At 64.2% G+C, this 23,289-nt stretch carries 19 protein-coding genes and 1 other RNA gene; 8 read left to right on the top strand and 12 right to left on the bottom strand.

Annotated features, from left to right (window positions below; all coding sequences use genetic code 11):
* The first annotated feature begins 78 nt into the window (after window positions 1-78).
* The 4 genes from F4U95_RS08130 (at window position 79) to F4U95_RS08115 (ending at window position 4,148) form a co-directional block, all read left to right on the top strand.
* Entirely contained in the window at window positions 79-381 is a 303-nt protein-coding gene (locus tag F4U95_RS08130) for an Hpt domain-containing protein (RefSeq protein ID WP_150425295.1), read from the top strand.
* An 87-nt stretch (window positions 382-468) separates the two neighbouring features.
* Complete coding sequence (locus F4U95_RS08125) at window positions 469-1,635, top strand: hypothetical protein (protein ID WP_150425294.1); 1,167 nt, start codon at window positions 469-471, stop codon at window positions 1,633-1,635.
* A gap of 57 nt (window positions 1,636-1,692) precedes the next feature.
* On the top strand, window positions 1,693-2,775 hold the full coding sequence (locus F4U95_RS08120; protein WP_150425293.1) for a DUF2336 domain-containing protein: 1,083 nt from the start codon (window positions 1,693-1,695) through the stop codon (window positions 2,773-2,775).
* Window positions 2,772-4,148 (top strand): sensor histidine kinase, encoded by a 1,377-nt coding sequence (locus F4U95_RS08115; RefSeq protein ID WP_150425292.1) that lies wholly within the window; start codon window positions 2,772-2,774, stop codon window positions 4,146-4,148. Before F4U95_RS08120 ends, F4U95_RS08115 begins: the two co-directional genes overlap by 4 nt.
* A gap of 58 nt (window positions 4,149-4,206) precedes the next feature.
* Here the strand turns inward: F4U95_RS08115 and gltA are convergent, their stop codons facing one another.
* Complete coding sequence (gene gltA, locus F4U95_RS08110; protein WP_150425291.1) at window positions 4,207-5,493, bottom strand: citrate synthase; 1,287 nt, start codon at window positions 5,491-5,493, stop codon at window positions 4,207-4,209.
* Window positions 5,494-5,513: 20 nt separating this feature from the next.
* The gene (gene gltX / locus F4U95_RS08105) at window positions 5,514-6,968 is read right to left on the bottom strand and encodes a glutamate--tRNA ligase (RefSeq protein ID WP_246171532.1); all 1,455 of its coding nucleotides are present in this window, start codon (window positions 6,966-6,968) and stop codon (window positions 5,514-5,516) included.
* A 109-nt stretch (window positions 6,969-7,077) separates the two neighbouring features.
* On the opposite strand from gltX, the gene F4U95_RS08100 reads away from it, so the two are divergent.
* The gene (locus tag F4U95_RS08100; protein ID WP_246171531.1) at window positions 7,078-9,141 is read left to right on the top strand and encodes a ComEC/Rec2 family competence protein; all 2,064 of its coding nucleotides are present in this window, start codon (window positions 7,078-7,080) and stop codon (window positions 9,139-9,141) included.
* Here the strand turns inward: F4U95_RS08100 and lexA are convergent.
* From lexA to F4U95_RS08065, 7 genes are all read right to left on the bottom strand, one after another.
* A complete protein-coding gene (gene lexA / locus F4U95_RS08095; RefSeq protein WP_120250202.1) occupies window positions 9,138-9,818 on the bottom strand; it encodes a transcriptional repressor LexA in 681 nt (226 codons plus the stop codon). The two genes, F4U95_RS08100 and lexA, sit on opposite strands and share 4 nt — an antisense overlap.
* A 69-nt stretch (window positions 9,819-9,887) precedes the next feature.
* A complete protein-coding gene (locus tag F4U95_RS08090; RefSeq protein WP_150425289.1) occupies window positions 9,888-11,066 on the bottom strand; it encodes a molybdopterin molybdotransferase MoeA in 1,179 nt (392 codons plus the stop codon).
* Window positions 11,063-11,536: a cyclic pyranopterin monophosphate synthase MoaC gene (moaC, locus tag F4U95_RS08085; protein WP_120250200.1), complete on the bottom strand. Its 474-nt coding sequence runs from the start codon at window positions 11,534-11,536 to the stop codon at window positions 11,063-11,065. Before moaC ends, F4U95_RS08090 begins: the two co-directional genes overlap by 4 nt.
* Window positions 11,533-12,324, bottom strand: a complete 792-nt coding sequence (trpC, locus tag F4U95_RS08080; RefSeq protein WP_150425288.1) for an indole-3-glycerol phosphate synthase TrpC — start codon at window positions 12,322-12,324, stop codon at window positions 11,533-11,535. Before trpC ends, moaC begins: the two co-directional genes overlap by 4 nt.
* Window positions 12,321-13,313, bottom strand: coding sequence for an anthranilate phosphoribosyltransferase (trpD, locus tag F4U95_RS08075; RefSeq protein WP_150425287.1), 993 nt, complete (start codon window positions 13,311-13,313; stop codon window positions 12,321-12,323). The genes trpC and trpD overlap by 4 nt, the downstream gene beginning before the upstream one ends.
* A gap of 129 nt (window positions 13,314-13,442) precedes the next feature.
* A complete protein-coding gene (locus F4U95_RS08070) occupies window positions 13,443-14,441 on the bottom strand; it encodes a hypothetical protein (RefSeq protein ID WP_150425286.1) in 999 nt (332 codons plus the stop codon).
* Between the two features lie 29 nt (window positions 14,442-14,470).
* Complete coding sequence (locus tag F4U95_RS08065; protein WP_120250196.1) at window positions 14,471-15,061, bottom strand: anthranilate synthase component II; 591 nt, start codon at window positions 15,059-15,061, stop codon at window positions 14,471-14,473.
* A gap of 123 nt (window positions 15,062-15,184) precedes the next feature.
* Here F4U95_RS08065 and ssrA point away from each other — a divergent pair.
* Window positions 15,185-15,539, top strand: a transfer-messenger RNA (tmRNA) gene (ssrA, locus tag F4U95_RS08060).
* Window positions 15,540-15,834: 295 nt separating this feature from the next.
* Entirely contained in the window at window positions 15,835-16,218 is a 384-nt protein-coding gene (locus F4U95_RS08055; protein ID WP_120250195.1) for a tetratricopeptide repeat protein, read from the top strand.
* Between the two features lie 250 nt (window positions 16,219-16,468).
* Here F4U95_RS08055 and F4U95_RS08050 read toward each other — a convergent pair whose 3' ends face one another.
* Both F4U95_RS08050 and F4U95_RS08045 read right to left on the bottom strand, forming a co-directional pair.
* Window positions 16,469-19,159 carry a TonB-dependent receptor domain-containing protein gene (locus tag F4U95_RS08050; protein WP_150425285.1) on the bottom strand — a complete coding sequence of 897 codons (2,691 nt, stop codon included), beginning with the start codon at window positions 19,157-19,159 and terminating at the stop codon, window positions 16,469-16,471.
* A 104-nt stretch (window positions 19,160-19,263) separates the two neighbouring features.
* Complete coding sequence (locus tag F4U95_RS08045; protein ID WP_150425284.1) at window positions 19,264-20,853, bottom strand: hypothetical protein; 1,590 nt, start codon at window positions 20,851-20,853, stop codon at window positions 19,264-19,266.
* A gap of 246 nt (window positions 20,854-21,099) precedes the next feature.
* On the opposite strand from F4U95_RS08045, the gene F4U95_RS08040 reads away from it, so the two are divergent.
* The gene (locus F4U95_RS08040) at window positions 21,100-22,518 is read left to right on the top strand and encodes a CYTH and CHAD domain-containing protein (protein WP_150425283.1); all 1,419 of its coding nucleotides are present in this window, start codon (window positions 21,100-21,102) and stop codon (window positions 22,516-22,518) included.
* On the opposite strand, the gene F4U95_RS08035 is transcribed toward F4U95_RS08040, so the two are convergent.
* The gene (locus tag F4U95_RS08035; RefSeq protein WP_150425282.1) at window positions 22,519-23,169 is read right to left on the bottom strand and encodes a prolyl hydroxylase family protein; all 651 of its coding nucleotides are present in this window, start codon (window positions 23,167-23,169) and stop codon (window positions 22,519-22,521) included.
* Window positions 23,170-23,289 lie beyond the last annotated feature (120 nt).

The raw sequence follows: 23,289 nt of genomic DNA, 5'->3' as shown, positions 1-23,289 counted from the left end.
TCCTCATCCTAGCATCTTTTCCGGCCGCGGAAATGCCTTGTTACCAAAACTTAACGCAAGCCCGATAGCGTTTGTCCCATGTCCTATGATCCTGGCGCCCTCCATACCGCTCTGGCAGCCGCCGTCGGCGATGATAGCGCGTTGATCGCAGATCTGCGCGTGGCCTTTCTGGAAAGCGCCAACCGGCAGGTCGATTTGCTGGGGCGGGCGCGTTGCGACGCCAATTGGGAATTGGCAGCCTGGCGTTTGAAGGGGCTGGCGGCCAGCTTTGGCCTGACCGCGCTGATCATATTGGCCGATGAAGCGGCAGCAGCGGCGCCGGGCGATCCTCGCGTTTTGCGAAAGTTGCGGGCGGCGTTGCAGGCCCTGGATCAGGCCTGATCGTTTCGGCTTATCGCACCGCTTGCGCGAAACGCGCGCGCTTGCGACAAGGTCGCCGCACAACAATCGGGTCACAAGCGTAACAATATGAGCTTCGCCGCTATTCTCAGCGCCAGCCGCGCATCAGGCGATTCGCCGCCGGGCTTGCGTGCGAGCCTTTATTTTGCCGGTCAGACCCTTGTGGAGTATCAGGCGCGACAGGCGGCCCAGGCCGGCGCCGATCGCATCATGATAGTGGTGAGCGTCATCACGCCCGCGCTGTCGCAGGCTGTGGATCGGCTGAGCGCGGACGGCATCGCCGTCGCGCTGGTGCGCGACATGGTGTCGATGGTGCGCGATGCGCCCCGTGATAGCGACGTGCTCCTGGTCGCGGACGGCGCGATCGTGTCGCAGGCGCATTTCGATGCAATGGGCGCAGCCGATGGTAATGTCATGCTGGTGACTGATGACAGTCGCGCCAGCACGCCGTTCGAGCGGATCGACGCGGGACAGCGTTGGGCGGGGCTGGCACGAATCAGTCCGGACCTGCTGTTCGGCACGCTCGACATGATCGGCGATTGGGATCTGGCGCTGACGCTGGTGCGGACGGCCGTGCAGAAAGGCGCGCGGCGGATCACCGTGCCTCAGGACGACCTGCTGGAAGGGCGCGTGGCGCTGGTCGAAACGCAGGCGCAGGCCGATCTGGTGGCGCAGGCAGTGACGGCCGTGGGAGCGGTACAGGCGCAGGCGCGGGGTGGGATCGAACATTATCTGCTGGCGCCGGTGGCGCGCATCGTCAGCCCATCGCTGATGCGGATGCAGGTTCCGGCCATGCAGGTCCGGATCGCGGCGATCGCGCTGGGCGCCGTCGCGCTGGTGCCGATCGAACTGGGCTGGCCGCTGACCGGCTTCTTTCTGCTGTTGGTGGCCTTGCTCCTGTCCGAAATCAGCGATCGACTGGCCGACTTGGCCCTACGCGCGCCATTGATGAACTGGCTGGCTTTCTGCGTGCCGGCCATCGTGCTGGCGGGCATGGTCTTTGCCGGTGGTACGACGATGGCGGCCGACCTGGCGTTGCTGCTGGGCATAGTGATGGTGGCCGATCGTTGGGGCAGGACCGGCACGGCGCGGCCGTGGATGATCTTCACGCCCGGCACGGCGCTGCTTCTGCTGATCCTGACCGGCTTTCTGGGATTGATGGTACAGGGTTTCCGCACCGCCATATTGCTGGCGATCGCCTCTATCGCCGCCATGTTGCTACGTCGGCCGGAATGACGATTTTGCCCGGCAGGGTTTAGTGCATTTTAACGACGTGCGATTATTCTGACCGGCATGAGCGTCCATTCGTCCCCTACCGGCATGATCAACGACCGGCCGATGGCGCGCGCCATGGCAGGATTATCCGCCGTTCCGGTCGGTCATGCCATTGATCTGGCATTCTTCTTCCCTGACGAGGTGCAGTCCAGACCGGACGCGTTGATCGTGGAGACGCGGCGCCATCTGGGCGGCTGCATCGCTGCGATCGAAATGGCCCTGCGCCTGTCGCTGGACCATGCGCCGGACATCGCCGCCGCGCTCGATCATTGGCCGGCCCCGCTCGCCTGGTCGATGATAAGGGCGCAGCCCACATTGATTGGTCCCGATCTTCTGGCGCATATGCAGATGCGGGCTGGCGTGACGTTGATGCTGCGCCAATTCGGACAAGCCGATGTCGAACAGTTCGACGAGGGGCAGGGCGACCTCATCCCCGCGACGGACGATCCAGAACTGGGTAGGGCGGTGTCGGCATTGGCTCTGGCCGAAGGGCGCTGGCTGGCTCTGGCCGGCGAGGATGCGCCGATGAAGCCGGACCTGCCGGCCGAACATTTTGCCGATCTGCTTTGGACGGTGGCCGCCTGCCTTCATGTCGTTTCGCAGCGAACCATGGTGGACGGGGGCGATCGGTCGTTGGCGGCTTTCGATCGATCGGGCTGGGCGCTGCTGCGCGATCATGATGAAGCGGCTTGCCCGATTGCCCAGGCCGATAGGTTGGTGCGCGGCATGGGCGAACGCGCGGATGCACCTGCATTGCTTGGTGCCCTGTTGGGACAGCGGCGATTCTTGCTGTTTGCAGCGGTCGCTGCACGGCGGTTGCGGATGGGCAGTCGGCAATTGGTCGCCATTCTGGTCATGGGACCGGTGGCGCAATTGGCCAATCTGTGCCGCGCGCTTGGCGGATCGGCCGCGGACTATCGTATCCTGCTGCTGGCGTTGCGTCCCGTGCGGCCGTTGCTTTCGGACGCCGCGATCGTGGCTGAGGCGGAGCGCTATCAGGGTGTGAGCGAGGAACAGGCGGATGGCGCGATCGGCGCCTTGCGCACCTCATCCATATTGCGCGCCAAGCTTGATCATCTACGCGCGGTGGCAGGCACATGACTATGCCGTCGCCGGCGATCGTCCGAGCCACCCTGTCTGCCGATGGCCGCCTGCTGAGCGCGGATGCCTTGTTGCTGACGCTGCAACAGGAGGCGGGCGCGGATCTGGGGGAGGCCTTTGCGGTGCCGCAACTGGTGGCGATCGCCCGGTTGGCGGCGCGCCTTGGCGTCCTGGTGTCGCGTCCCGTGGTCGCGGCGGCGCAGCGCGGCGATATCGACATGTGGGTGCGGGCCAAGCCGGACGATCAGGGCGTCAGCCTGTCGATCGTGGACTGGCGCGAGCGGCCATCGGCGCCGACCCTGCCCGATGACGGCCGGCGCGACGCGGATATCGCGGCGTTGGCGGATGGTTGGACCTGGCAGATCGACACGCAATTGCGGTTCCAGATGGTGCTGGCGGGAGGCGGCGACAGTGGTGCGTTGCCGGCCAACCCGCCGGTGCCGGGCGCGCGTTTTTCCAGCTACTTCCAACTGGAGGCCGATAGCGATGGCGATATGGCGATGCTGCGCGGCTTTGCCCAACGCCGCGCTTTTCGTGACCAGCAGGCGATATTGGCCAGCGATGGCGAGCAGCGCTTTCGCCTTTCGGCCTTCCCCATGTTCGACCATGCCGGCCAGTTGACGGGGTATCGCGGCACGGCCTTCCCATTGGAAAAGGCGGTGGTGGCACCGTTGCCGGACGAAGCGCCATTGTCCATCTATCCGGCGGAGTTCGGGCGCCGGCTTGATCGTTCGCTGCGCCAGCCCTTGGGCCGGATCATCGCCAATGCGGACACGATCAGCGCGCAATTGGAAGGGCCATTGCGACCGGACTATGCCGGCTATGCCAATGATATCGCGGCGGCGGGGCGGCATCTGATGGCATTGGTGGACGATCTGGCCGATTTGCAGGCGATCGATCGACCGGATTTCAGTGTGATTTCCGAAGAGGTGGACCTGGCCGATCTGGGGCGTCGCGCGGCGGGCCTGTTGACGGTGAAGGCGCTGGACCGGCGGATCACCATCGTCGCGCCGCCCGCTGACGCAAGCTTGCTTGCGATCGGAGAGTTTCGGCGCATTTTGCAGATATTGGTCAATTTGATCGGCAATGCCGTCCGCTATTCGCCCGAAGGCACCGAAGTGCGTGTGGCGACCGAATGGGAAAGCGGACAGGCGCGAATTGCGGTGATCGACCAAGGGGCGGGCGTAGCGCAGACGGACCGGGAACGCATTTTCGAGAAGTTCGAGCGACTGGGCCGGGACGACGCCAGTGGCAGTGGCCTTGGCCTCTATATTTCCCGTCGCCTCGCGCGCGCGATGAAGGGCGACATCCGCATCGGCGGCGCACCAGGCGAAGGCGCCCGCTTCATCCTCTCCCTGCCGGTCGGCAATTGATATAAAAAGAACGGCGCCCGATCGGGGCGCCGTTCTTTTTTGCGATGGTCTGGCGCTCTTAGCGCTTGTCGACCGATACATAGTCGCGCTGCGTCGGGCCGGTGTACAGCTGACGCGGGCGGCCGATCTTCTGCGCTGGGTCCGAAATCATTTCGTTCCACTGCGCGACCCAGCCCACGGTGCGGGCGAGGGCGAAGAGCACGGTGAACATTTCGGTCGGGAAGCCGATGGCCGACAGAATGACGCCCGAGTAGAAATCGACGTTCGGGTACAGCTTCTTCTCGACGAAATAGGGATCGTTGAGCGCGATCTGCTCCAGTTCCTTAGCGACGTCGAAGACCGGGTCGTTGACGCCCAGCTTTTCCAGAACATCCTTCGCGGTCTTCTGCATCACGGTCGCGCGCGGATCGTAATTCTTGTACACGCGATGGCCAAAGCCCATCAGGCGGAACGGATCGTCCTTGTTCTTGGCGCGGGCGATATATTCCGGGATGCGATCGACGGTGCCGATTTCGCGCAGCATGTTGAGCGCGGCTTCGTTCGCGCCGCCATGTGCCGGACCCCAGAGGCAGGCGATGCCGGCCGCGATGCAGGCGAACGGGTTGGCGCCCGACGAACCGGCCAGACGCACGGTCGAAGTCGATGCGTTCTGCTCATGATCGGCGTGGAGGATGAAGATCTTGTCCATCGCGTCCACGATCACCGGATCGGGGACATAGTCTTCCGCCGGGACCGAGAAGGTCATGCGCAGGAAGTTGGCGGTGTAGGACAGGTCGTTGCGCGGATAGACGAAGGGCTGACCGACGCTGTACTTGTAAGCCATGGCCGCGATCGTCGGCATCTTGGCGATCAGGCGATGGCTGGCGATGCGGCGCTGTTCCGGATCGTTGATCTCGGTCGAGTCGTGATAGAAGGCCGACAGGGCGCCGACGACGCCGACCATGATGGCCATCGGATGCGCATCGCGGCGGAAACCGCGGAAGAACGCGCTCAACTGCTCATGCACCATGGTGTGGCGCGTGATGGTGTTGGTAAAGTCGTCCAGTTCCGCCTTAGACGGCAATTCGCCGTTCAGCAGCAGGTAGCAGACTTCCATGAAGCTGGATTCTTCGGCGAGCTGGCCGATCGGATAACCACGGTGGAGCAGGATGCCCTGGTCGCCGTCGATATAGGTGAGGCCCGATTCACAGCTGGCGGTCGAGGTGAAACCAGGATCGTAGGTGAACATGCCGGTATTGGCGTAGAGCTTGCGAACGTCGATGACCTGCGGACCAACGGTGCCATCCATGATGGCGTAGTCCTTGGCGTCTCCCCCAACGGTCAGGTTGGCTGTGTTATCCGACATATTTTTCTCCTTGTACGTCATCAACCGGCCGCTGCGTGCCCTGCGGCGGCCAGTCGTTCCAAGCTCGCCTCTTTCCCCAGAAGGAAGAGGACATCAAAAATGCCTGGCGAGGTCGTGCGGCCGGTGAGCGCCGCACGAAGCGGTTGCGCCACCTTGCCCAATCCCAGGCCGGCATCCTCTGCCACGCGGCGTATCACGTCTTCGATCGCTTCGACCGTCCAGGACTGGACGGGCTGGAGAGCGTCGGCTGTCTTGTCGAGCAGCGCGCGCGCGGAGTCGTCTAGCAGAGCAGTGGCCTTCTCGTCAAAATCGAGCGGGCAACTTTTGAACAGGAATTCTGCTCCCTCGGCAATTTCGTTAAGGTTCTTGGCCCGGGGCTTCAGCGATGCCATCGCCTGGGTCAGAAGCGCTAGATTGGTATCCGATATAGCGATTTCAAGGCGCTGTTCGACCCGCGGCGCGACGAGTTTTGCCAGGCGCGCATCGTCGGCTTCGCGGATATAATGGCCGTTCAGATTTTCCAGCTTCTTGATGTCGAAGCGTGAGGGCGAACGACCGACGCCATCGATATCGAACAGTTCGATCGCGCGGGCGATCGTGATGATTTCCTCATCGCCATGGCCCCAGCCCAGGCGCAGCAGATAGTTCAGCACCGCTTCGGGCAGCATCCCCATCTCGTCGCGATAGGCATCGACGCCAAGAGCACCGTGGCGCTTCGACAGTTTCGCGCCGTCCGACCCGTGAATCAGCGGGATATGGGCGTAGATCGGCTCTTCCCAGCCCATCGCCTTGATGATGCTGAGCTGGCGGAAGGCGTTGTTGAGATGATCGTCGCCGCGAATGACATGGGTGACGCCCATGTCATGATCGTCGACCACGACGGCCAGCATATAGGTGGGCGTGCCGTCCGAACGCAGCAGGATCATGTCGTCCAGCTCGGCATTCTGCACGGCGACGCGGCCCTGCACGGCATCCTCGATCACGGTTTCGCCGGTCCGGGGCGCCTTGATGCGGATGACGAAGGGTGCGCCTTCCGGCGCTTCTTCGGGCGAGCGGTCGCGCCAGCGGCCGTCATAGCGCATCGGCTGCTTGGCGGCGCGCTGCTGTTCGCGCAGTTCCGCCAGTTCCTCGGGCGTGGCGTAGCAGCGATAGGCATGGCCGGCTGCGAGCAGTTGATCGGCGACTTCGGCATGGCGCGGGGTGCGTTCGAACTGGAACACGGCCGGCTCGTCACCGCCCAGGCCCAGCCATTCCAGGCCGTCGAAAATGGCGGCCACGGCTTCCTCTGTGGAACGGGCGCGATCGGTATCCTCGACACGGAGCAGGAACTTGCCGCCATGGTGGCGCGCGAACAGCCAGTTGAAGAGGGCGGTGCGGGCGCCGCCAATGTGGAGGAACCCCGTTGGGGACGGGGCGAAACGGGTCACCACCTGCTTGTTCATTCCCGTTGCACTTACCGTCATATTCTTCGACATTCGCCTTAGCTGATCCATGGATGCGACGCCCCCTAGCATGGCTTTTGAGCCACGACAAACCTCCCTTGGTCGGAGGGCGGCGGCACTGTCCCGAAGCGGGCTGGAAGCGATGGAAAGCTGGCTGGAACAGGAGCGAGAACAGATCGGCCTGTGGGTGCCGATCGCGCTGGGCAGCGGCATCGCGGCTTGGTTCATCCTGCCTCATGCCATGGCCTGGCTGGCCTTTTGTTGCGGTGCGTTGGCGCTGGCCTGCATCGGCATGATGCTGCCGGATGGCGGGCGATTGCGGCGCATGCTTGTCGCCGGCGCAATATTGGCTTGCATGGGCTGCCTGCTGGTGTGGGGCAAGGCGACGTTGCTGGGGCAGCCGCCCCTGACGCGGGCGCGCTTCGTGCAGATGACGGGCGATGTGGCGGCGGTGCGGCCGGTGCCTGCGCAGGCGATGGTGCGAGTGATGATCCGGCCAGTCGATACGCCGGACCTGCCGGCTGTGGTGCGGGTCAATATCGCCGATGCCGATGTGCCGGCGGGATTGGGGGAGGGCGCTCGGATTCGCTTTCGCGTGCGGTTGATGCCCCCTGCGCCGCCGAGCGTGCCGGGAGGCTATGATTTTGCTGCGCGGGCCTATTTTCAGGGGATCGGCGCGACGGGCAAGGCGCTGAAGCCTGTTGAGGTGTTGACCCCGTCGACTGCGGCCCCGCCGCTGCGGGCACGTCTGTTCGGGCATATATTGGAACGGGTCGATGGGCCGGCGGAGGGGATTGCGGTAGCGCTCGCCACCGGGGATCAGGGCGCCATTCCAGAGGCGGATGCGGAAGCAATGCGGCGCAGCGGGCTGGCGCACCTGTTGTCGATCAGCGGGCTACATGTCACGGCGCTGATCGGCGCGGTGATTTTCCTGCTGATGCGGGTGATGGCGCTTAGCCAGCGGGCGGCGCTGGGCTGGCCATTGATGCTGATCGCGGCGGCGGGCGGCGCGCTGGCGGGGATCGGCTATACATTGCTGACCGGGGCAGAGGTGCCGACGGTGCGCTCCTGCGTCGCGGCGCTGCTGGTGTTGGGCGGACTGGCGATGGGGCGGGATGCGGTGACGCTGCGGCTGGTGGCGACCGGCGCACTGATCGTGCAGCTTTTGTGGCCGGAGGCGTTGGCCGGGCCGAGTTTCCAGATGAGCTTTGCGGCGGTGACGGCGTTGGTGGCGTTGGCGGAGCATCCCCGTTTCCGAGCCTTTGCCGCCGCGCGGGATGAAGGGCGATTGCGCAAGCTGGGGCGAAATCTGGCCGTGATGCTGGCGACGGGGATCGCGGTCGAATTGACCCTGATGCCGATCGCGCTGTTTCATTTCCACAAGGCGGGATTGCTGGGCGCCTTCGCCAATCTGATCGCCATTCCGCTCACCACCTTCGTCGTCATGCCGTTGGAGGCGTTGGCGCTGCTGCTGGATGTCGCTGGACTGGGGGCGCCGGCCTGGTGGCTGACCGAGCAGTCATTGAACCTGTTGCTGCTGCTGGCCCATGGCGTTGCGGCCAGCCCGATGGCGAGCCTGCTGGCGCCGACCATGGGCATGGGATTGTTCGGTATCGCCATGATCGGCCTGCTCTGGTGCCTGCTCTGGCGAACGCGCTGGCGCTGGCTGGGGCTTCCGCCGGTCCTTATCGCTGTGGCAGTGACCTTTGCCGCAACGCCACCGGATATTCTGGTGACCGGCGACGGTCGCCATGTGGCGGTGCGGACCGGAAAGGGCATGGCGATATTGCGCGATCGGGCGGGGGATTATGTGCGTGACGTCCTGTCCGAAAGCGCTGGTTATGATGGCGAACTGGCGGCGATCGCCGACTTGCCGGAGGCGCGTTGTTCCGTCGATCTTTGCGCTGTCCGCCTAAAGCACGGCAAGGGGCGGACTTGGAGGCTGCTGTTCACGCGCAGCGATGTGCTGATTGCCCGCCAAGATTTCGCGCGAGATTGCGCCGCGGCGGATATCGTCGTCAGCGATCGCGGGCTGCCGCGCTGGTGTCGTCCGCGCTGGATGAAGATAGACCGCCGGTTGCTGGCGCGCACCGGCGGTCTGTCGATCGGTCTGGAAAAGGGCGAAGTTCACACCGTCCATCGGCCGGGCGATGCCCATCCCTGGATCAGTCGCCCAAGGCCGCGACCAAGAGCCGCGGCCCCTTAATTATAGCGGCGCAACAGCCCCGCCAGCTTGCCCTGGATGCGGACCTGCCGTGAATCGTAGATTTGCGGCTCATAGGCGCTGTTCGCCGGGTCGAGGCGCACGCGGCCGCCGTCGCGACGGAAATATTTGAGCGTCGCTTCCGCTTCGTCGATCAGGGCGACGACGATCTGGCCTTCGCGGGCGACATCGGTGCGCTGGATCAGCGCGAAGTCGCCGTCGAGAATGCCGGCTTCCATCATCGAGTCGCCTGAGACTTCCAGCGCATAATGATCGCCAGCGCCTAGCAGAGCGGCAGGGACGGAGAGCATGGCCTGCCCCTCCATCGCCTCGATCGGAACACCCGCCGCGATCCGGCCGTGCATCGGGATTTCGATCACGTCATTGGCCGCGATCGGCAGGAGGGGCGGCGGCGTCACCAGCTTGGGCTTGGGCGGCACGATCGGCGTGGGCGCGCGGTGCATCGCGTCGGGGAGCTTCAACACTTCCAATGCGCGGGCGCGGTTGGGCAGGCGGCGGATGAAGCCGCGCTCCTCCAGCGCATTGATCAGACGATGGATGCCGGACTTGGATCGCAGGTCCAGCGCGTCCTTCATTTCCTCGAACGATGGCGACACGCCGCCTTCGTCCAATCGGGTCTGAATGAAGCTCAGCAATTCCTGCTGCTTGGGCGTCAACATTGCGGTCCTCCGTGGAACGTATGAGGAACGCATAGGAAACAGATGAAGGTTAGTCAAGCGTTCCGCGCATCAAAGTGGCAGGATGGTCACGCGTGTTCCGGGCGTGGCAGGGGGCGATCCGGCCGGGCGCAGGATCAGACAGTCGGCCTTGGCCATGGCGGCGGTCGCGGCGCTGTCCTGCGACGTGACGGAGACGATGCCGTCGGGCGCGCGCCAGGCACGCAGATAATCGTCGCGATCGCCGGTTTGCGGCAGGGCGGAGGCGAGCATGGCATCGCTCGTCAATGGCAGCGGATCGCGCGCGCCGCTGATATGACGGGCGAGCGGGAGCAGAAAGAGCGTCGCCGTAACGAAAGCGGAAACGGGATTGCCAGGCAGGCCGAGGAACAGTGCGTTGCCAAGCCGCCCGGCCATCAGTGGCTTGCCGGGGCGCATGCGGATCTTCCAGAAGTCGAGCGTGCCGCCAGCCTGGACGAAGGCAGGGCGGACGAGGTCATGATCGCCCACCGACGCGCCGCCGGTCGACACGATGATGTCGGCACTCCTGGCGCGACCCAGCGCGGCGACCATCGCATCGAGATCGTCCGGGACGATGCCAAAGTCGATGACGTCGCAGGGCAGGGCGGCGAGCAGGGCCGCCAGCATCGGCGCGTTGGAGGAGGGCAGCAGGCCAGCGGGCGTCGGCGCGCCGGGCGGCACCAGTTCGTTGCCGGTGGACAGGATGGCGATCCGGGGACGGCGGGTGACGGGCACGGTGCCATGGCCACCCAGCACAGCGAGGGCTATCTGCGCCGGGCCGAGGCGGCTGCCGGCATCCAGCAGGATCGCATTTTGTGCGAAGTCGGAGGCGGTCGGGCGGACATGGCGGCCGGGCGTCAGCGGGTCGGCGCTGGCGGTCAGGCGATCGCCGTCGCGGGTCGCATTTTCCTGGATCAATATCGCGTCGGCACCGGGCGGCAGCGGCGCGCCGGTGAAGATGCGGCTGGCTTCCCCTGGTGCCAACGTGGGTTGGAAGCCAGTTCCTGCCGCGCTTTCGGCGGTGACGCGCCAAGGGCCGGGCATTTCGGTGGCGCGGACCGCATAGCCATCCATCGCCGACAGATCGGCCCAGGGCTGGTCACGCAGGGCGGCAATATCCTGCACCAGCCAGCGGCCGACGGCTTGCGCAATCGGAACGGTTTCCACCGGCAGCCGGTCGGCCAGCGCGAACAGGCGAGCCTGCGCTTCTTCGACCGGCAACAGGCTCATGGGACGCGGCGCCAGTCGCCGGACTTGCCGCCGGTCTTGGATTCAAGCTGGACCGCGCCGATGACCATCGCCTTGTCCAGCGCCTTGGCCATGTCGTAGATGGTAAGCAGCGCCACCGAGGCAGCGGTCAGCGCTTCCATCTCCACGCCGGTCTGGCCGGCGGTGCGGGCGGTGGCGGTCACGGTGACGCCGCTATCGTCAGGCAAGAAATCGACCGTCACGGCGCTGAGCGCGATCGGGTGGCAGAGCGGGATGAGGTCGGCCGTCTTCTTCGCCGCCATGATGCCGGCAACCCGCGCCACGGCAAGGACGTCGCCTTTCTTGACCAGCCCGTCGGCGATGGCCTTGGCAGCGTTCGCGCTCATATCGATGCGGCCGGAGGCGACGGCTTCGCGTGCCGTCACCGCTTTTGCCCCGACATCGACCATGCGCGCCGCGCCATCATCGTCCAGATGGGTGAGGCCGGTCATGCCCCGGTGAGCAGATTATGGGTCGCGGCCTCCACATCGGCCTGCCGCATCAGCGTTTCGCCGACCAGGAAGCAGCGCACGCCGTGGTCGGCCATGGCAAGGAGGTCGGGATGGCTGCCAAGACCGCTTTCGGCGACGAAGGTGCAGCCTTCTGGCGCCTTGCCCACCAGCTCATAGGTGCGGGCGAAGTCGACCGAGAAATCGCGCAGGTCGCGATTATTGACACCGATCAGACGCGAGCGCAGCTTCAGCGCGCGCTCCAGTTCCGCTTCGTCATGTACTTCGATCAGGGCGTCCATGCCCAGGCCAAGGGCGGCGTCCTCGATTTCCTGCATCTGGCCGTCATCCAGCGCGGCGACGATGATGAGGATGGCGTCTGCACCCAACGACCGGCTTTCCAGCACCTGCCAGGGATCGACCAGGAAATCCTTGCGCAATACGGGGATGGCGCAGGCCGACCGAGCGGCCATCAGATAATCGTCATGGCCCTGAAAATAGGGCTCGTCCGTCAGGACCGACAGGCAGGCCGCGCCGCCGGCCGCATAGGCCTGCGCATGGGCGGGCGGATCGAAATCGGCGCGGATCAGGCCCTTGGACGGACTGGCTTTCTTGATTTCGGCGATCAGGCCGAAGCCGGCGCGTGCTGCATCGTCCAGTGCCTTGCGGAAACCGCGTGGCGGGGTTTGTTCGCTGGCGCGGGCATGCAATGCAGCGATGCTGGTCGCGGCCCGGCGGCGGGCGACATCCTCGCGCTTGAAATCGCAGATTTCGATCAGCTTGTTGGTCATTTGTAGGCAATCCAGCAATTGAGCAGGGCGTTGGCAAGGCCGCGGTCGATGGTTTCGGCCGCTTCCTCCACGCCTTCGCGCAGATCGGTTGCGGCGTCGGCGACGACAAGGGCTGCGGCGGCATTGAGCAGCACCGCGTCGCGATACGGCCCCTCTTCGCCTTGCAGCAGGGCGCGGAGAGCTGCGGCATTGTGGGTGGCGTCGCCGCCCCGGATCGCATCGACCGGGTGGGTGGACAGGCCGAGTTCCGCAGCGGTCAGGCGGCGCATGGCGACCAGCCCGTTGCCGGTGACTTCGGCGATATCGTTGCCGCCGGCCAAGGACAGTTCGTCCAGCCCTTCGTCGCCCGACACGATCATCGCCCGGTCCGCGCCCAGTTCCGCCAGCGCCTCGGCATAGATCGGAACATAGGCGGGGCGGGCGATGCCGACCAGTTGGCGGCGGACATTGGCCGGATTGGCGAGCGGGCCCATCAGGTTGAAGATGGTCCGTTCGCCGATCGCCTTGCGGATCGGACCCAGCCGTTTGAGCGCCGGGTGGTAATTTTGCGCGAAGAGGAAGCAGATGCCGAGGTCGGCCAGGGTGGCCTCTGCGGTGGTGGCGGCCTTGTCCAGGTTCAGGCCCAGCGCCTCCAGCGTGTCGGCGGCGCCGGCCTTGGAGGAGGCGGCGCGGTTGCCATGTTTGGCGACCGGCACGCCGGCGGCTGCGACAACGAGTGAGACAGCGGTGGAGACGTTGAGCGTATGATGCCCGTCGCCCCCGGTGCCGCACACGTCGATCGCGCCGGTGGGAGCGCTGACCGGGATCATGCGGGCGCGCATGGCGCGGGCGGCGGCGGCGATTTCGGTCGCCGTCTCGCCGCGCCGGGCCATGGTGACGAGGAAATCGGCAATGGCTTCGTCGCTCAGGTCGGCATCGAACAGCAGGTCGAAAGCCTGAGCGGCGGTATCGGCCGACAGCGGCGTAGAAGGATCGGGCAGGCTGGTCATCGCATCCGCCTTAGTCGGCACGGGGGCGATGAGTCGAGGGGGCGTCGATCCTTAACTTCGCACTTTTCCCGCTGATTTTGACATTGCGTTTCCTATTCCGGACATATTCGCAAAGCGGCTATGCGCAGTTTAGTCCTTTCGTGCTGGATAGGACAGAGGTTCGGCGAAACCATCAAGCGCCTGTTCGGCCGTGACCTGGATCACGGTATCGCGGCCGGGGCCGAGCAGATAGTCGTTGGCGTGAACGCAGACATAGGGACGGTCCGGCAGATTGTCCGCATCGCGCATTACGACCGGCCATTTGCCGGCGCAATCGGACGTTCGGCATCGGCAGACTATGGCTTGCGACGGATCGGCCTCGGCTGCATCCAGCCGTTCGACGAACATCCGCTCCGGATGATGTGCTGCCGGTATCTTTGCGAAAGCGGATCGCGGGGCGATCAGGCGGGTGAATTTGCGTCGGGCGTCTTTCTGCTGACGGGGTGCGATGCCGTCGGGTTCGCTGAGACGGAGGAAAGCGGCCTTGTCGCGCGTAGCCAGGGCTGCGAACAGGGTGTGCGCCGCACTGCGCATGGCGGGCAGCTTGTTCGAATGAACGGGGGCTTCGACGATGCCGCGCCGTTCCGCAGGGACTTCGGCTTCCGTCAGGCGGACCGGCCGTGTTCGGTCGACCGGGCGTATAGCGGACGGCGCGATATAGGTGGCGAGCGAGGTGTGGCAGTAGCCCGATACCATGATGATCCGGTTGGGTTGGTCCGCCGACATTTCCGCCACCACATCATGCGCGGCCCGGCAACTGCCAACGCGGCCAATCACATCCACCATCATCGGGCGATTGCGGGGCAGGCGTGGCGCCTTGCCGTCAGGCAGCATGATGATGGATCGGCGAGCATCCTCTCCAAGGGGCGTGTCGTCGTCCGTCAGTGCCTGCCGGTCGGCATAGAGTTGGCTGTCGATGCCCAATCCCCGCACGCGCACGCATCTGCCCGCCCATGTTGGATAGTCGGCCTGTATGGCCTCTATGCTGGTGGCGGTGGCGGTGGCGGTGGCGTTCGCAGTCGTGCAGCGCTGTTCGGATCGGGCTGGCGCGGCCGGCGCCCATGCAACCAAGGCGGCGAACAGGATCATACATCCGGTTCGCCCACCCATGGCCATGATCAGGCCGCTTCGCGTTCCCGCACCGGCAGGCCGGCGATCGCCATAAAATTGGCCAGCATGTCGTGGCCATATTCGGTGGCGATGCTTTCCGGATGGAACTGCACCGAATGGATGGGCAGGGTCGCGTGGCGGAAGCCCATGACGGAGCCGTCGGCGCTGGTTGCGTTGACGACCAGATCGGCCGGAATATCTTCCACGATCAGCGAGTGATAACGGGTTGCGGTGAAGGGTGAGGGAAGTCCTGAGAACAGACCGGTGCCGTCATGGGTGACGGGCGATGTCTTGCCGTGCATCAGGCCGCCACGCACCACCTTGCCACCGAAATGCTGACCGATGGACTGATGGCCCAGGCACACGCCCAGCAGCGGCGCACCGGCATCGGCGCAGGCCGCGACGAGGTCCAGGCTGACGCCCGCTTCATTGGGGGTGCAGGGACCGGGCGAAAGCAGGAACGCTTTCGCGCCGCTGGACAGGGCCTGGCCCGCCGAAATGGCGTCGTTGCGGACGACCTCTACCTCAGCGCCCAACTCCATCAGATAATGGACCAGGTTCCAGGTGAAGCTGTCATAATTGTCGATGACGAGGATCATGCGCAGAGCCTTAGCGCGGGATGCGCGCGGGGGGAAGTGGGCAGCGATAGAGAGCGGTTGGGCCATTATCTGCCTTGCCCGCTGTCATCCGCAGCAGAGGCTTTGTCCTGCTTGCCAAGTCCATGGCTTGAAAAAGCGTTCGATTACGCCCATATGGGTCGGGCCGGGTTCGCCCGGCTATGGTGATAAAGTGTGTCGTATAATAGACGCAGCGGACCCGGGGGCAGTACCCGGCGGTTCCACCACATGTCCCGTGACGGCCCAGCCGGAACGGGGTGTCTGATGGGGCCGAACTAGGATCGACGTGTGTTCAAAGGCGATATTTTTACCCGGCCCGTGTAAGCCGTTAAACTGTGCAAAACTCACAAGTGCCAACGATAACGAAGCACTCGCCATTGCAGCGTAATTGAGGGCCTCACGGCCTGACATTACTCTAAAATAGCGCGGTTGAACCCACCGGGCAACAGAAGGGAATTCAGCGGTTTCCAGGGCGCCGGGCAACAGAAGTCCCTGGACCTTCCTTTCATCGTCATGATCGATGTCGTCCGACCGGGCGATGATGGCGCTTGTCTCATGATTCGTTTGATTCGAATCGGGCGCGACTAACCTGTTTTTTCAATTACGCTTTTATGACAATATGAAGTAAAATTCATATCGCACTGATTTTAAAGCAAAGAAACTTGTTTCCCTATAGATCATGCTATCTTGTTCCGATGTCATCTAAATGAAATACTTCTGGCTATATTAGGAAGTTTTTTCGAGGAGATCGGGACATGAAGAAGGCCGCTATCATGATGGGTCTGGCGCTGGCGGCTATGACGCCTGGCATGGCCCAGGCGGCGCCCGAGGAGATGGTCGTGGTCGGCGCGCCGGATGGCACGCTGGCGGCGACTGCGCTCCAGGCCGGTCGCTTCGTGGATGCGCAACGCAAGCTCGCGTCGATGCCGGTCTATGGCGAAAATGATCCCGCCCGCCTCATCAACCTCGGCAATGCCTATGCCGGCCTTGGCAAGATGGCACAGGCACGCGAAGCCTATCGCTCCGCCCGTTTCGCGCCGGAAGTGACGCTGGTGCTGGCCAACGGTAACGAAGAATCGTCGCGCGATGTGGCGGTGCGGGCGTTGAGCCGCCTCAACCCCAGCTATGCGATGAACTAATCTGGGCGAGCCGGAACAAGGGGCAGGGAGCAGGGGCGTCGTCCGGCAAGGAGGGCGTCTCTTCGCTCATGCTGGGATGACGGCACTTTGACTGGAAAGCAAAACGGCCGGGTTTCCGGCCGTTCGCTTGTCTGCGATGTGGTGACGATCAGAGCGCGCCGCGTTGGATTGACGCTGGTCGCGCGCTCTGAATTTTTATTCTCGCATCGTTTTGAGCGGAAAACCGGTTTCCACTTTTCCGCACGATGCTTCAGAAGGCCACGGTCATCGATGCGGCGATGGTGGTGCCGATCTTGTACCGGTTATAATAGACCTTGTTGTCGCCGGCCTGTTGGAACTCCTGGAACTTGCGGCCCAGGATGTTGCGGGCCTCCAGCTTGAATTCGCTGTTGATCCCGCCGGGCAGCTTCACGCCCTGACGCGCGACGAAGTCCAGCTGGATACCCGGCTTTTCCTTGATGTCGGGCTGAAGGTTCGGACCGCGGCTGGTGACGCGCGGGCTGGCATAGGTCAGCAACAACGTCTGCTGCGACAGCTTTTCCGTATCTTCCAGGCCCAGTTGCAGGTTGACCAGATGGTCCGACTGACCCGTCAGCGGCACGCCGTTCAGGAAATAGTCCGACGCGGCAGGCAGGTCGCCGGTGGTGTAGGTATAGGGGATGGTCGTGTCCCCATCCTTCACCTTCAGCTTCGACTGGGTGTAGGTATAGTTGCCGATCAGCGCGACGCGACGGTTGGCGAAGAAGTCGCCGTCCGACAGGCCGTCGAGCGGGACATATTTCTGCGCTTCCAGTTCGAAACCGTAGAGCGACGCTTCCGGTGCATTGGCGAAGCTGGTCGTCACCGCATAGGTATCGTTGATCGTGGTGAAGGTTTCGATCGGATTGTCGATCTTCTTGTAGAAGGCCGCCGCGATCAGTCGTTCGTCACGCCCCATATACCATTCGGCGCGAATGTCCGCGTTCCACAGCTGGCTGTCCTTCAGGAAGGGGTTGCCGCGGAAGAAACGGTTGGATTCGGTGTCGAGATAGGGCTGAGCGATCAACTCACGGAACTGCGGGCGAGCGATGGTCTTGGATGCGCTGGCCCGGAACTGCACACCCTTGGCCGCTTCGACCGTCACGGTCAGGGCGGGGAGCCAATAGTCCTTCTTGATCTGATTGAACGGGGTGACGCCGGTATTATAGACGTCCACGCCGGTCACCGACTGGTCGCCCTTTTCATAACGGACGCCCGCATTGAAGCTGAGGCCCGGAATGATCTGCGCCTGCACCTGCGCATAGCCGGCATGGACGCGCATGGCGGCGTCATAGACCGGATAATTGCCCGAAAATTCCAGCAGGCTGATATCGTACAGCTGGATCGTGGCATCCGACGTCAGATAGTCGGGGCGCAACTGCTGCACGGCGAGCGGCAGGTTGGTGGCGTCATAATGTAGTTCGTAGCGCGACGAGGTGCGCTTCGTGTCGGTGAAGGCATAGCCCGCCGTGACGGTGAAGTCGGGCGAGAATTTGTAGCTGAGATCCGCGCCGGCCGACCAGAGATCTTCGTTGAGATCGCTGAAAGTGACCGAGGCGTCGCCGCGCTGGCGGTTCAAGGCGTTGATGAAGCGATTGCCGACCGGATCTTCGGCCAGGGCGCGATTGGTGCGCACATAGACGAATTCGCGTTCATAGGGCGCTTCACGCTGCGAGTTAGAGAAGCCACCACGCACGTCCAGGCTGAGCGCGTCGCTCAGCTTGAATTCGCCCACCAGATGGGTGTCGATCAACTGGCGCTCATACCAGGCGGTATTTTGCGTCATATAATCGGCGCCCTGGATCTGGCCGTCATTCTGGCCGACCGACAATGCGCTGCGCTTCAATGTGTCGCGGATGTAGAGGTTGGTCCAGCGCAGCTTCTGCTGTCCAAATTCCAGCCCGATGCCCAGCAGGGCGTTGACCGTGACTTCATTGTCGGTGCTGATCTGCTGCGTATTCTTGCCAGCGCCTTCGGCCGGGTTGAGCGACGCCTGCTGCAACGTGTCGCGCGTGCGCCACTTGTTGCTGTAGGAACCGGTCGCGATGATGCCCAGGCGACCGTCGCTGCCGACATCGACCGCCGTGCCGGCATTGATCGATCCGGAGAAGTTGAAGGGCAGGCTGTTGGTGCGCTGAAGCAGGGTGGTGTCTGCGTTCAGGAACTGCATCGCGATGTTGCGCAGGTCGGCGCGCGGCATGTTCGGGAAGGGCTTGCCGCTCTTGATCGCTTCCTGCAGCAGCGGCGGAACGTCGCGCGAGCTGTCGTCGAAGCCGGTCCAGTCGGACTTGGCGCCATAATGGGTATAGCCCATCTGGCCGGAGGTTTCGGTGTTGGCCGAGCTGCCGACGCCGAGTTCCAGATAGGATTCGGTCGGGATCGCCTTGGTCGTCAGGTTGATGACGCCGCCGCCGAATTCACCGGGGAAATTGGCCGAGAAGCTCTTTTGCACCAAGGTCGATGCGATGACGCTGGTCGGGAAGATGTCCAGCGGAACGACGCGCTTGAGCGGTTCCGGGCTGGGCAGGGGCGAGCCGTTCAAGAGGGCGAGCGAATAGCGATCGCCAAGGCCGCGGACATAGACATAGCCGCCCGACACCACCGACAGGCCGGTTACGCGCTGGAGCGATCCGGCGATGTCGCCTTCGCCCGTACGCTTGATGTCGGCGGCGGACAGGACGTTGACGACCTGCGGCGCGGCCTGCGAAATATTGGCGGTGCGGCGGCCGGTGACGACGATGTCGGCGCCCGGGATCGATACGTCGACATTGCCCTCTTGCGCGTCGGCCTCATCGGCGGCGCTGGGCGTGGTCGTCATGCCGGCGTCACCAGCTTGAGTCGGGTTGGTCTGCGCCATCGCCATCGGGGCGACCAGCGCGGTGGAAATCAGGAGCAGGCGCGCCAGGCTGAGCGGCTTCGACATGCTATTCGTCCCCCTTGGGAAAATTCGGTGCAAAAGGATGCGGGCAAAAGAAGGCGGGGAAGCGTAGGTTACGCTCCCCCGCCCCTGTTGAGGTCAGGTGCCGATCAGCGCGGGATGACGGTGCAATTGCCGCTGGTCGAACCGAAGCTGGCGGTCGCCGAGTTGCAGGTCCAGCCAGCATACCAGGTATCGGCGCTGTCCTTCACCGCACCGATATAGTTGGTGGTGGCGAAGTTGGTGTCGATGGTCTTGGGGTCGATGGCGGTACGAGCGGTTTCGGTCGGGCCGTTGATGAACAGGCTGGTCAGCGACGGGGTGTAGCTGATGGTGCTGTTCGCGCCGGCTTCGAAGATCGACTGTACGGTCGCGGCATCGACGCCGCGGCTGCCCTTGTACGGCGTGCTGTTGCACTGCATCACGACCGAGATGTAGCGCGGCTTGCCGGCGTCCTGAAGCGCCGTGTCGGCGTCGCGGACGGTCGGCGTGCTGTCGATGCGCAGGCAGCTCTGGGTCGGGCTGACGATGATGCCGTTCACCAGCGCCAGGTCGGCGCCGCCGCGCAGCAGCATGGCCGCACCGTTCGAACCGGTGGTCGCACGGTTGATGGCGGTGAAGTTGGCAACCTTGAGGTACTGACGCGGCAGGGCGTCTTCGCTGGCGTTGCTGTTGGTGCCGCCGTTCGAGTCGGTTTCGAGGAAACCGTCGCCGATGTCGTTGTTCGCGCGCTGGATGCTCAGCAGGAACTGGACGGTGCCGCGATAGCCCATGTCGGTGTCGAGGTTATCGTCTTCGTTGCCGGTCAGGACCAGATAGCGCGGGTGAACCGAACCACCGAAGATTTCGATGCCGTCGTCCGAGCTGTTGTGGACCTGGATATGGTCAAGCACGGTGCCGGTGCCGACGCCCGAGGGGGTCAGGCCCTGCAATTCGCTCGAACCCGACAGGACGAAGCCCGAATAGCGGATCTGGACGTAGGACATGCGACCCGAATTGTCGGTGTCGTCAGCGCCGCCGTACAGCGCGCCGCTGGCGCCTTCGGTGTCGCGTTCGCACGCCGTGGTGCCGGGTGCGGCGGCCGGGGCAAGACAGTCGGTGATCTTCGCACGGCCGAGCAGCACGACGCCGCCCCACTGGCCCGACGACTGGTCGGTGCTGGTGCCCAGGACGTTTTCACGGCTGGTGAACACGATCGGCTGGGTCGCGGTGCCGACGGCGTTGATGCGGTTGCCGCGGTTGACGGCCAGGAAGGTGTTGCCGGTGCCGGCGAAGATGGTGACGCCCGGATCGATCGTCAGCGTGACGTTGTTGCCGGTGCTGGTCGCGCCCTGATCGGTGCCGACATCGACGCGGCCAGGCATCGAGTAGATGACGCCGGTCTGCTTCGAAATGGCCGTCGATGCGGTGAAGCGCGCCGGGAAGGCGCAGTTGCGCCAGGTGTTGGTGCCATCCGTGATCGTGCCGGCGTCGGTCAGCTGGACCGAACCTGCGATGGTCGGGCAGTTGGCTGCCGGCGTCACGGCCGTGGGGGTCGGTGTCGGGGTGGGCGTCGGCGTGGGGGTTGGCGTCGGCGTCGGAGCCGGAATGACGATCGTGCCTTCGCCGGGCGAAGCGATGTCGTCGGCGCCGCAGGCGCTCAGGCCCACGCAGGCGCAGCTCGCCATCAGGATCGTTTGGATACGGTTAATCTTGGCCATGTCGTCTCCGCTCCGGTCTTGCCGGGATGGTTGAAGTGCGGAGCGCAGGGGAATTTCGATTCGGACAACGCCCCCTGTCGCCCTCGGATCGGGCAGTTAGGCGCGCCAGATGACATGGTGATGCTGGTTCTGTGACAATGGAGGGACTGTCATGTGACAATTCAGGGACTCTCGTGGCATTTCCATGAACGGTGCGGCCATGATAAAGGGCATGTTCATCGCGGGGGCGTCGAGAGGAAGCTGGATTTGCAAGCGGAAATCGAACTCAAGCTGGAACTGTCTGCGCAAGCGGCTGAAATCTTTGCGCAATGGCCGCCCTTGCTGACGTTGGACGGTGAGACGGCGACATTGCATGCCACCTATTTCGACACGCCCGATCATCAGTTGGCCCATCAGGGCGTGAGCCTGCGCATTCGCCGATCGGGGCGGCGGCGCATCCAGACGGTTAAGGCGAATGGACGTGGCGGGGCGGGGCTGTTCGCGCGGGACGAGTGGGAAAGGCCCGTGCGTGGCGATACGCCGGTGCTGGATGACGGCAATCCGGTGGCGGCGCTGCTGGGCGATGCGGTGGCCGATGTCGTGCCGGTCTTTGCAGTGATCGTGGAGCGGCGGACCTGGCTGGTGCCGCAGGATGGCGCGCTGATCGAACTGGTTCTGGACCGTGGCGTGGTGCGGGCTGGCGATCGGGAGGAGCCGATCTGCGAAATCGAACTGGAGTTGAAAAATGGTGCGCCGGCGGCCTTGTTCGCGCTGGCGCGGCGGATCGACGCGGATGTGCCGGTGCGGACCGGGGTGCTGAGCAAGTCGGAGCGTGGCTATCGACTGACCAAGGCCTTGCCCAAGGCGCACAAGGCGGAACCGGTGCGGCTCGATCCCGATATGACGACCGGCGATGCCTTTGGGCGGATCGTGGCGCTGTGCCTGCGCCATTATCGGTTGAACGAGGGGCTGTTGCTGGAGGGCTATGTGCCCGCTGCGCTGCATCAGGCGCGGGTGGCGATCCGCCGGTTGCGCACGGCGTTGAGCCTGTTCGGGCCGCTCCTGCGAGCGGAGGAGGTGGCGGGGTTCCAGGGCGAGTTGCGCTGGCTGGCGCATGTGCTGGGCGAGGCGCGCGATCTGGACGTTCTGTCGGTCGATGATGCGGCCGGGTATGCGGTGTTGGAAGCGGCGAGGACGCAGGCGCATGCACGCGTGCTTCAATGGCTGGGCGCCGCGCGGGTGCGGATGTTGATGCTCGACCTGACTCAATGGCTGGCGGATGGCGCGGGTCTGGGCGACGAAGCCGCGCAGCCTATCGCACCCTTTGCGGCGGATCGGCTGCGCAAACGCCGCAAGCGCGTCGCCAAAGGCGGTAAGCATATGAAGCGGTTGAGCGACGAGGCGCGGCATGCCGTGCGAAAGGATGCGAAGAAACTGCGCTATGCTTCTGAATATTTTGGCGATCTTTTTCCCGCCAAGACGGCGCGGCGGTACAAGCGCTTCATCGGTAAGCTGGAAGCGATGCAGGACAGGCTCGGCAAGCTCAACGATCTGGTGACGGCCCCCGCCACGCTGGCGCGGATCGGGCTGGCGAGGGAGGCGGACATGGCGGACAAGCCGAAACTGCTCCGCGCTGCGGCGAAGGCGCATGGCAAGTTGGTGGAGGCTCAGCCTTTCTGGTCTTGATTACCCCCAGGGGCGTTCCCGATACCATTTGGTGATGACGTGTTTCACGCCGGTTCGCACCTTCATGCCATGATGGATGCTGGCGGGATTGGGTTCGCCTGAACTCAGGCGATTATTCCATATCAGCAATTTGCCCGTTTCGGGTTGGACCGTCTTGCCGATCTTCGTGAAGCGGGTGGCGCCGCCGGCGGCCGGTTCGTTCAGATAGATCATCAGCGTCCAGGTGCGGTTGCCAGCGACCGAGCAATAGCGCGCATAATCCGCGCCCTTGGGGTCGAAATAATCGGTATGCGCCTTGAATTCCTGCCCGACATCATAACGCTGCCCCTGGATCGGTTCGCCATGGGCCGTGGCGATGCCGGCAAAGGCGTCCAGCCGCGCATTGATTGCGGCGACGAAGGGGTTGGCATGGTCGAGGTCGCAGGTTTCGCTGGTGCGGAAATAGCCGTCGCCATTGGCGTCCGCGATGGTCGAAGGGCGGCGGCTGGCGTCGATCCGCTCGACCAGCGCGGCACAATCCTGCGCATTCAGGAAATCGCGCTGGATGAACAGCGTCAATTCCTTGCTCGGCACGCGCTGGATGCGGGGGTGGGACGCAATCCAGGCGGGGTCAGCATCGATATTCAAAGGGGCGTCGATCTGGTTCGTCATGGGCGATCCGAAAAGGCGAAGATGATGGAAAGACGTCGCCACGCCTATCTTCCGTTGTTGAAAATGCAAGTCGCGGGACACCGCTATTACGTCATGTCATATATCAGTCATATAACTGTC

The organism is Sphingobium limneticum (assembly GCF_008710165.1).
GTDB lineage: Bacteria > Pseudomonadota > Alphaproteobacteria > Sphingomonadales > Sphingomonadaceae > Sphingobium > Sphingobium limneticum.
Note: the sequence above shows the minus strand (reverse complement) of the source record. Positions and strands in the feature narration are given on the sequence as shown.

Bases quoted from the DNA above. Each gene is read 5' to 3' on its own strand.
- F4U95_RS08130 (WP_150425295.1), top strand. From the start codon at position 79: ATGTCCTATGATCCTGGCGCCCTCCATACCGCTCTGGCAGCCGCCGTC.
- F4U95_RS08125 (WP_150425294.1), top strand. From the start codon at position 469: ATGAGCTTCGCCGCTATTCTCAGCGCCAGCCGCGCATCAGGCGATTCG.
- F4U95_RS08120 (WP_150425293.1), top strand. From the start codon at position 1,693: ATGAGCGTCCATTCGTCCCCTACCGGCATGATCAACGACCGGCCGATG.
- F4U95_RS08115 (WP_150425292.1), top strand. From the start codon at position 2,772: ATGACTATGCCGTCGCCGGCGATCGTCCGAGCCACCCTGTCTGCCGAT.
- gltA (WP_150425291.1), bottom strand. From the start codon at position 5,493: ATGTCGGATAACACAGCCAACCTGACCGTTGGGGGAGACGCCAAGGAC.
- gltX (WP_246171532.1), bottom strand. From the start codon at position 6,968: ATGTCGAAGAATATGACGGTAAGTGCAACGGGAATGAACAAGCAGGTG.
- F4U95_RS08100 (WP_246171531.1), top strand. From the start codon at position 7,078: ATGGAAAGCTGGCTGGAACAGGAGCGAGAACAGATCGGCCTGTGGGTG.
- lexA (WP_120250202.1), bottom strand. From the start codon at position 9,818: ATGTTGACGCCCAAGCAGCAGGAATTGCTGAGCTTCATTCAGACCCGA.
- F4U95_RS08090 (WP_150425289.1), bottom strand. From the start codon at position 11,066: ATGAGCCTGTTGCCGGTCGAAGAAGCGCAGGCTCGCCTGTTCGCGCTG.
- moaC (WP_120250200.1), bottom strand. From the start codon at position 11,536: ATGACCGGCCTCACCCATCTGGACGATGATGGCGCGGCGCGCATGGTC.
- trpC (WP_150425288.1), bottom strand. From the start codon at position 12,324: ATGACCAACAAGCTGATCGAAATCTGCGATTTCAAGCGCGAGGATGTC.
- trpD (WP_150425287.1), bottom strand. From the start codon at position 13,313: ATGACCAGCCTGCCCGATCCTTCTACGCCGCTGTCGGCCGATACCGCC.
- F4U95_RS08070 (WP_150425286.1), bottom strand. From the start codon at position 14,441: ATGATCCTGTTCGCCGCCTTGGTTGCATGGGCGCCGGCCGCGCCAGCC.
- F4U95_RS08065 (WP_120250196.1), bottom strand. From the start codon at position 15,061: ATGATCCTCGTCATCGACAATTATGACAGCTTCACCTGGAACCTGGTC.
- F4U95_RS08055 (WP_120250195.1), top strand. From the start codon at position 15,835: ATGAAGAAGGCCGCTATCATGATGGGTCTGGCGCTGGCGGCTATGACG.
- F4U95_RS08050 (WP_150425285.1), bottom strand. From the start codon at position 19,159: ATGTCGAAGCCGCTCAGCCTGGCGCGCCTGCTCCTGATTTCCACCGCG.
- F4U95_RS08045 (WP_150425284.1), bottom strand. From the start codon at position 20,853: ATGGCCAAGATTAACCGTATCCAAACGATCCTGATGGCGAGCTGCGCC.
- F4U95_RS08035 (WP_150425282.1), bottom strand. From the start codon at position 23,169: ATGACGAACCAGATCGACGCCCCTTTGAATATCGATGCTGACCCCGCC.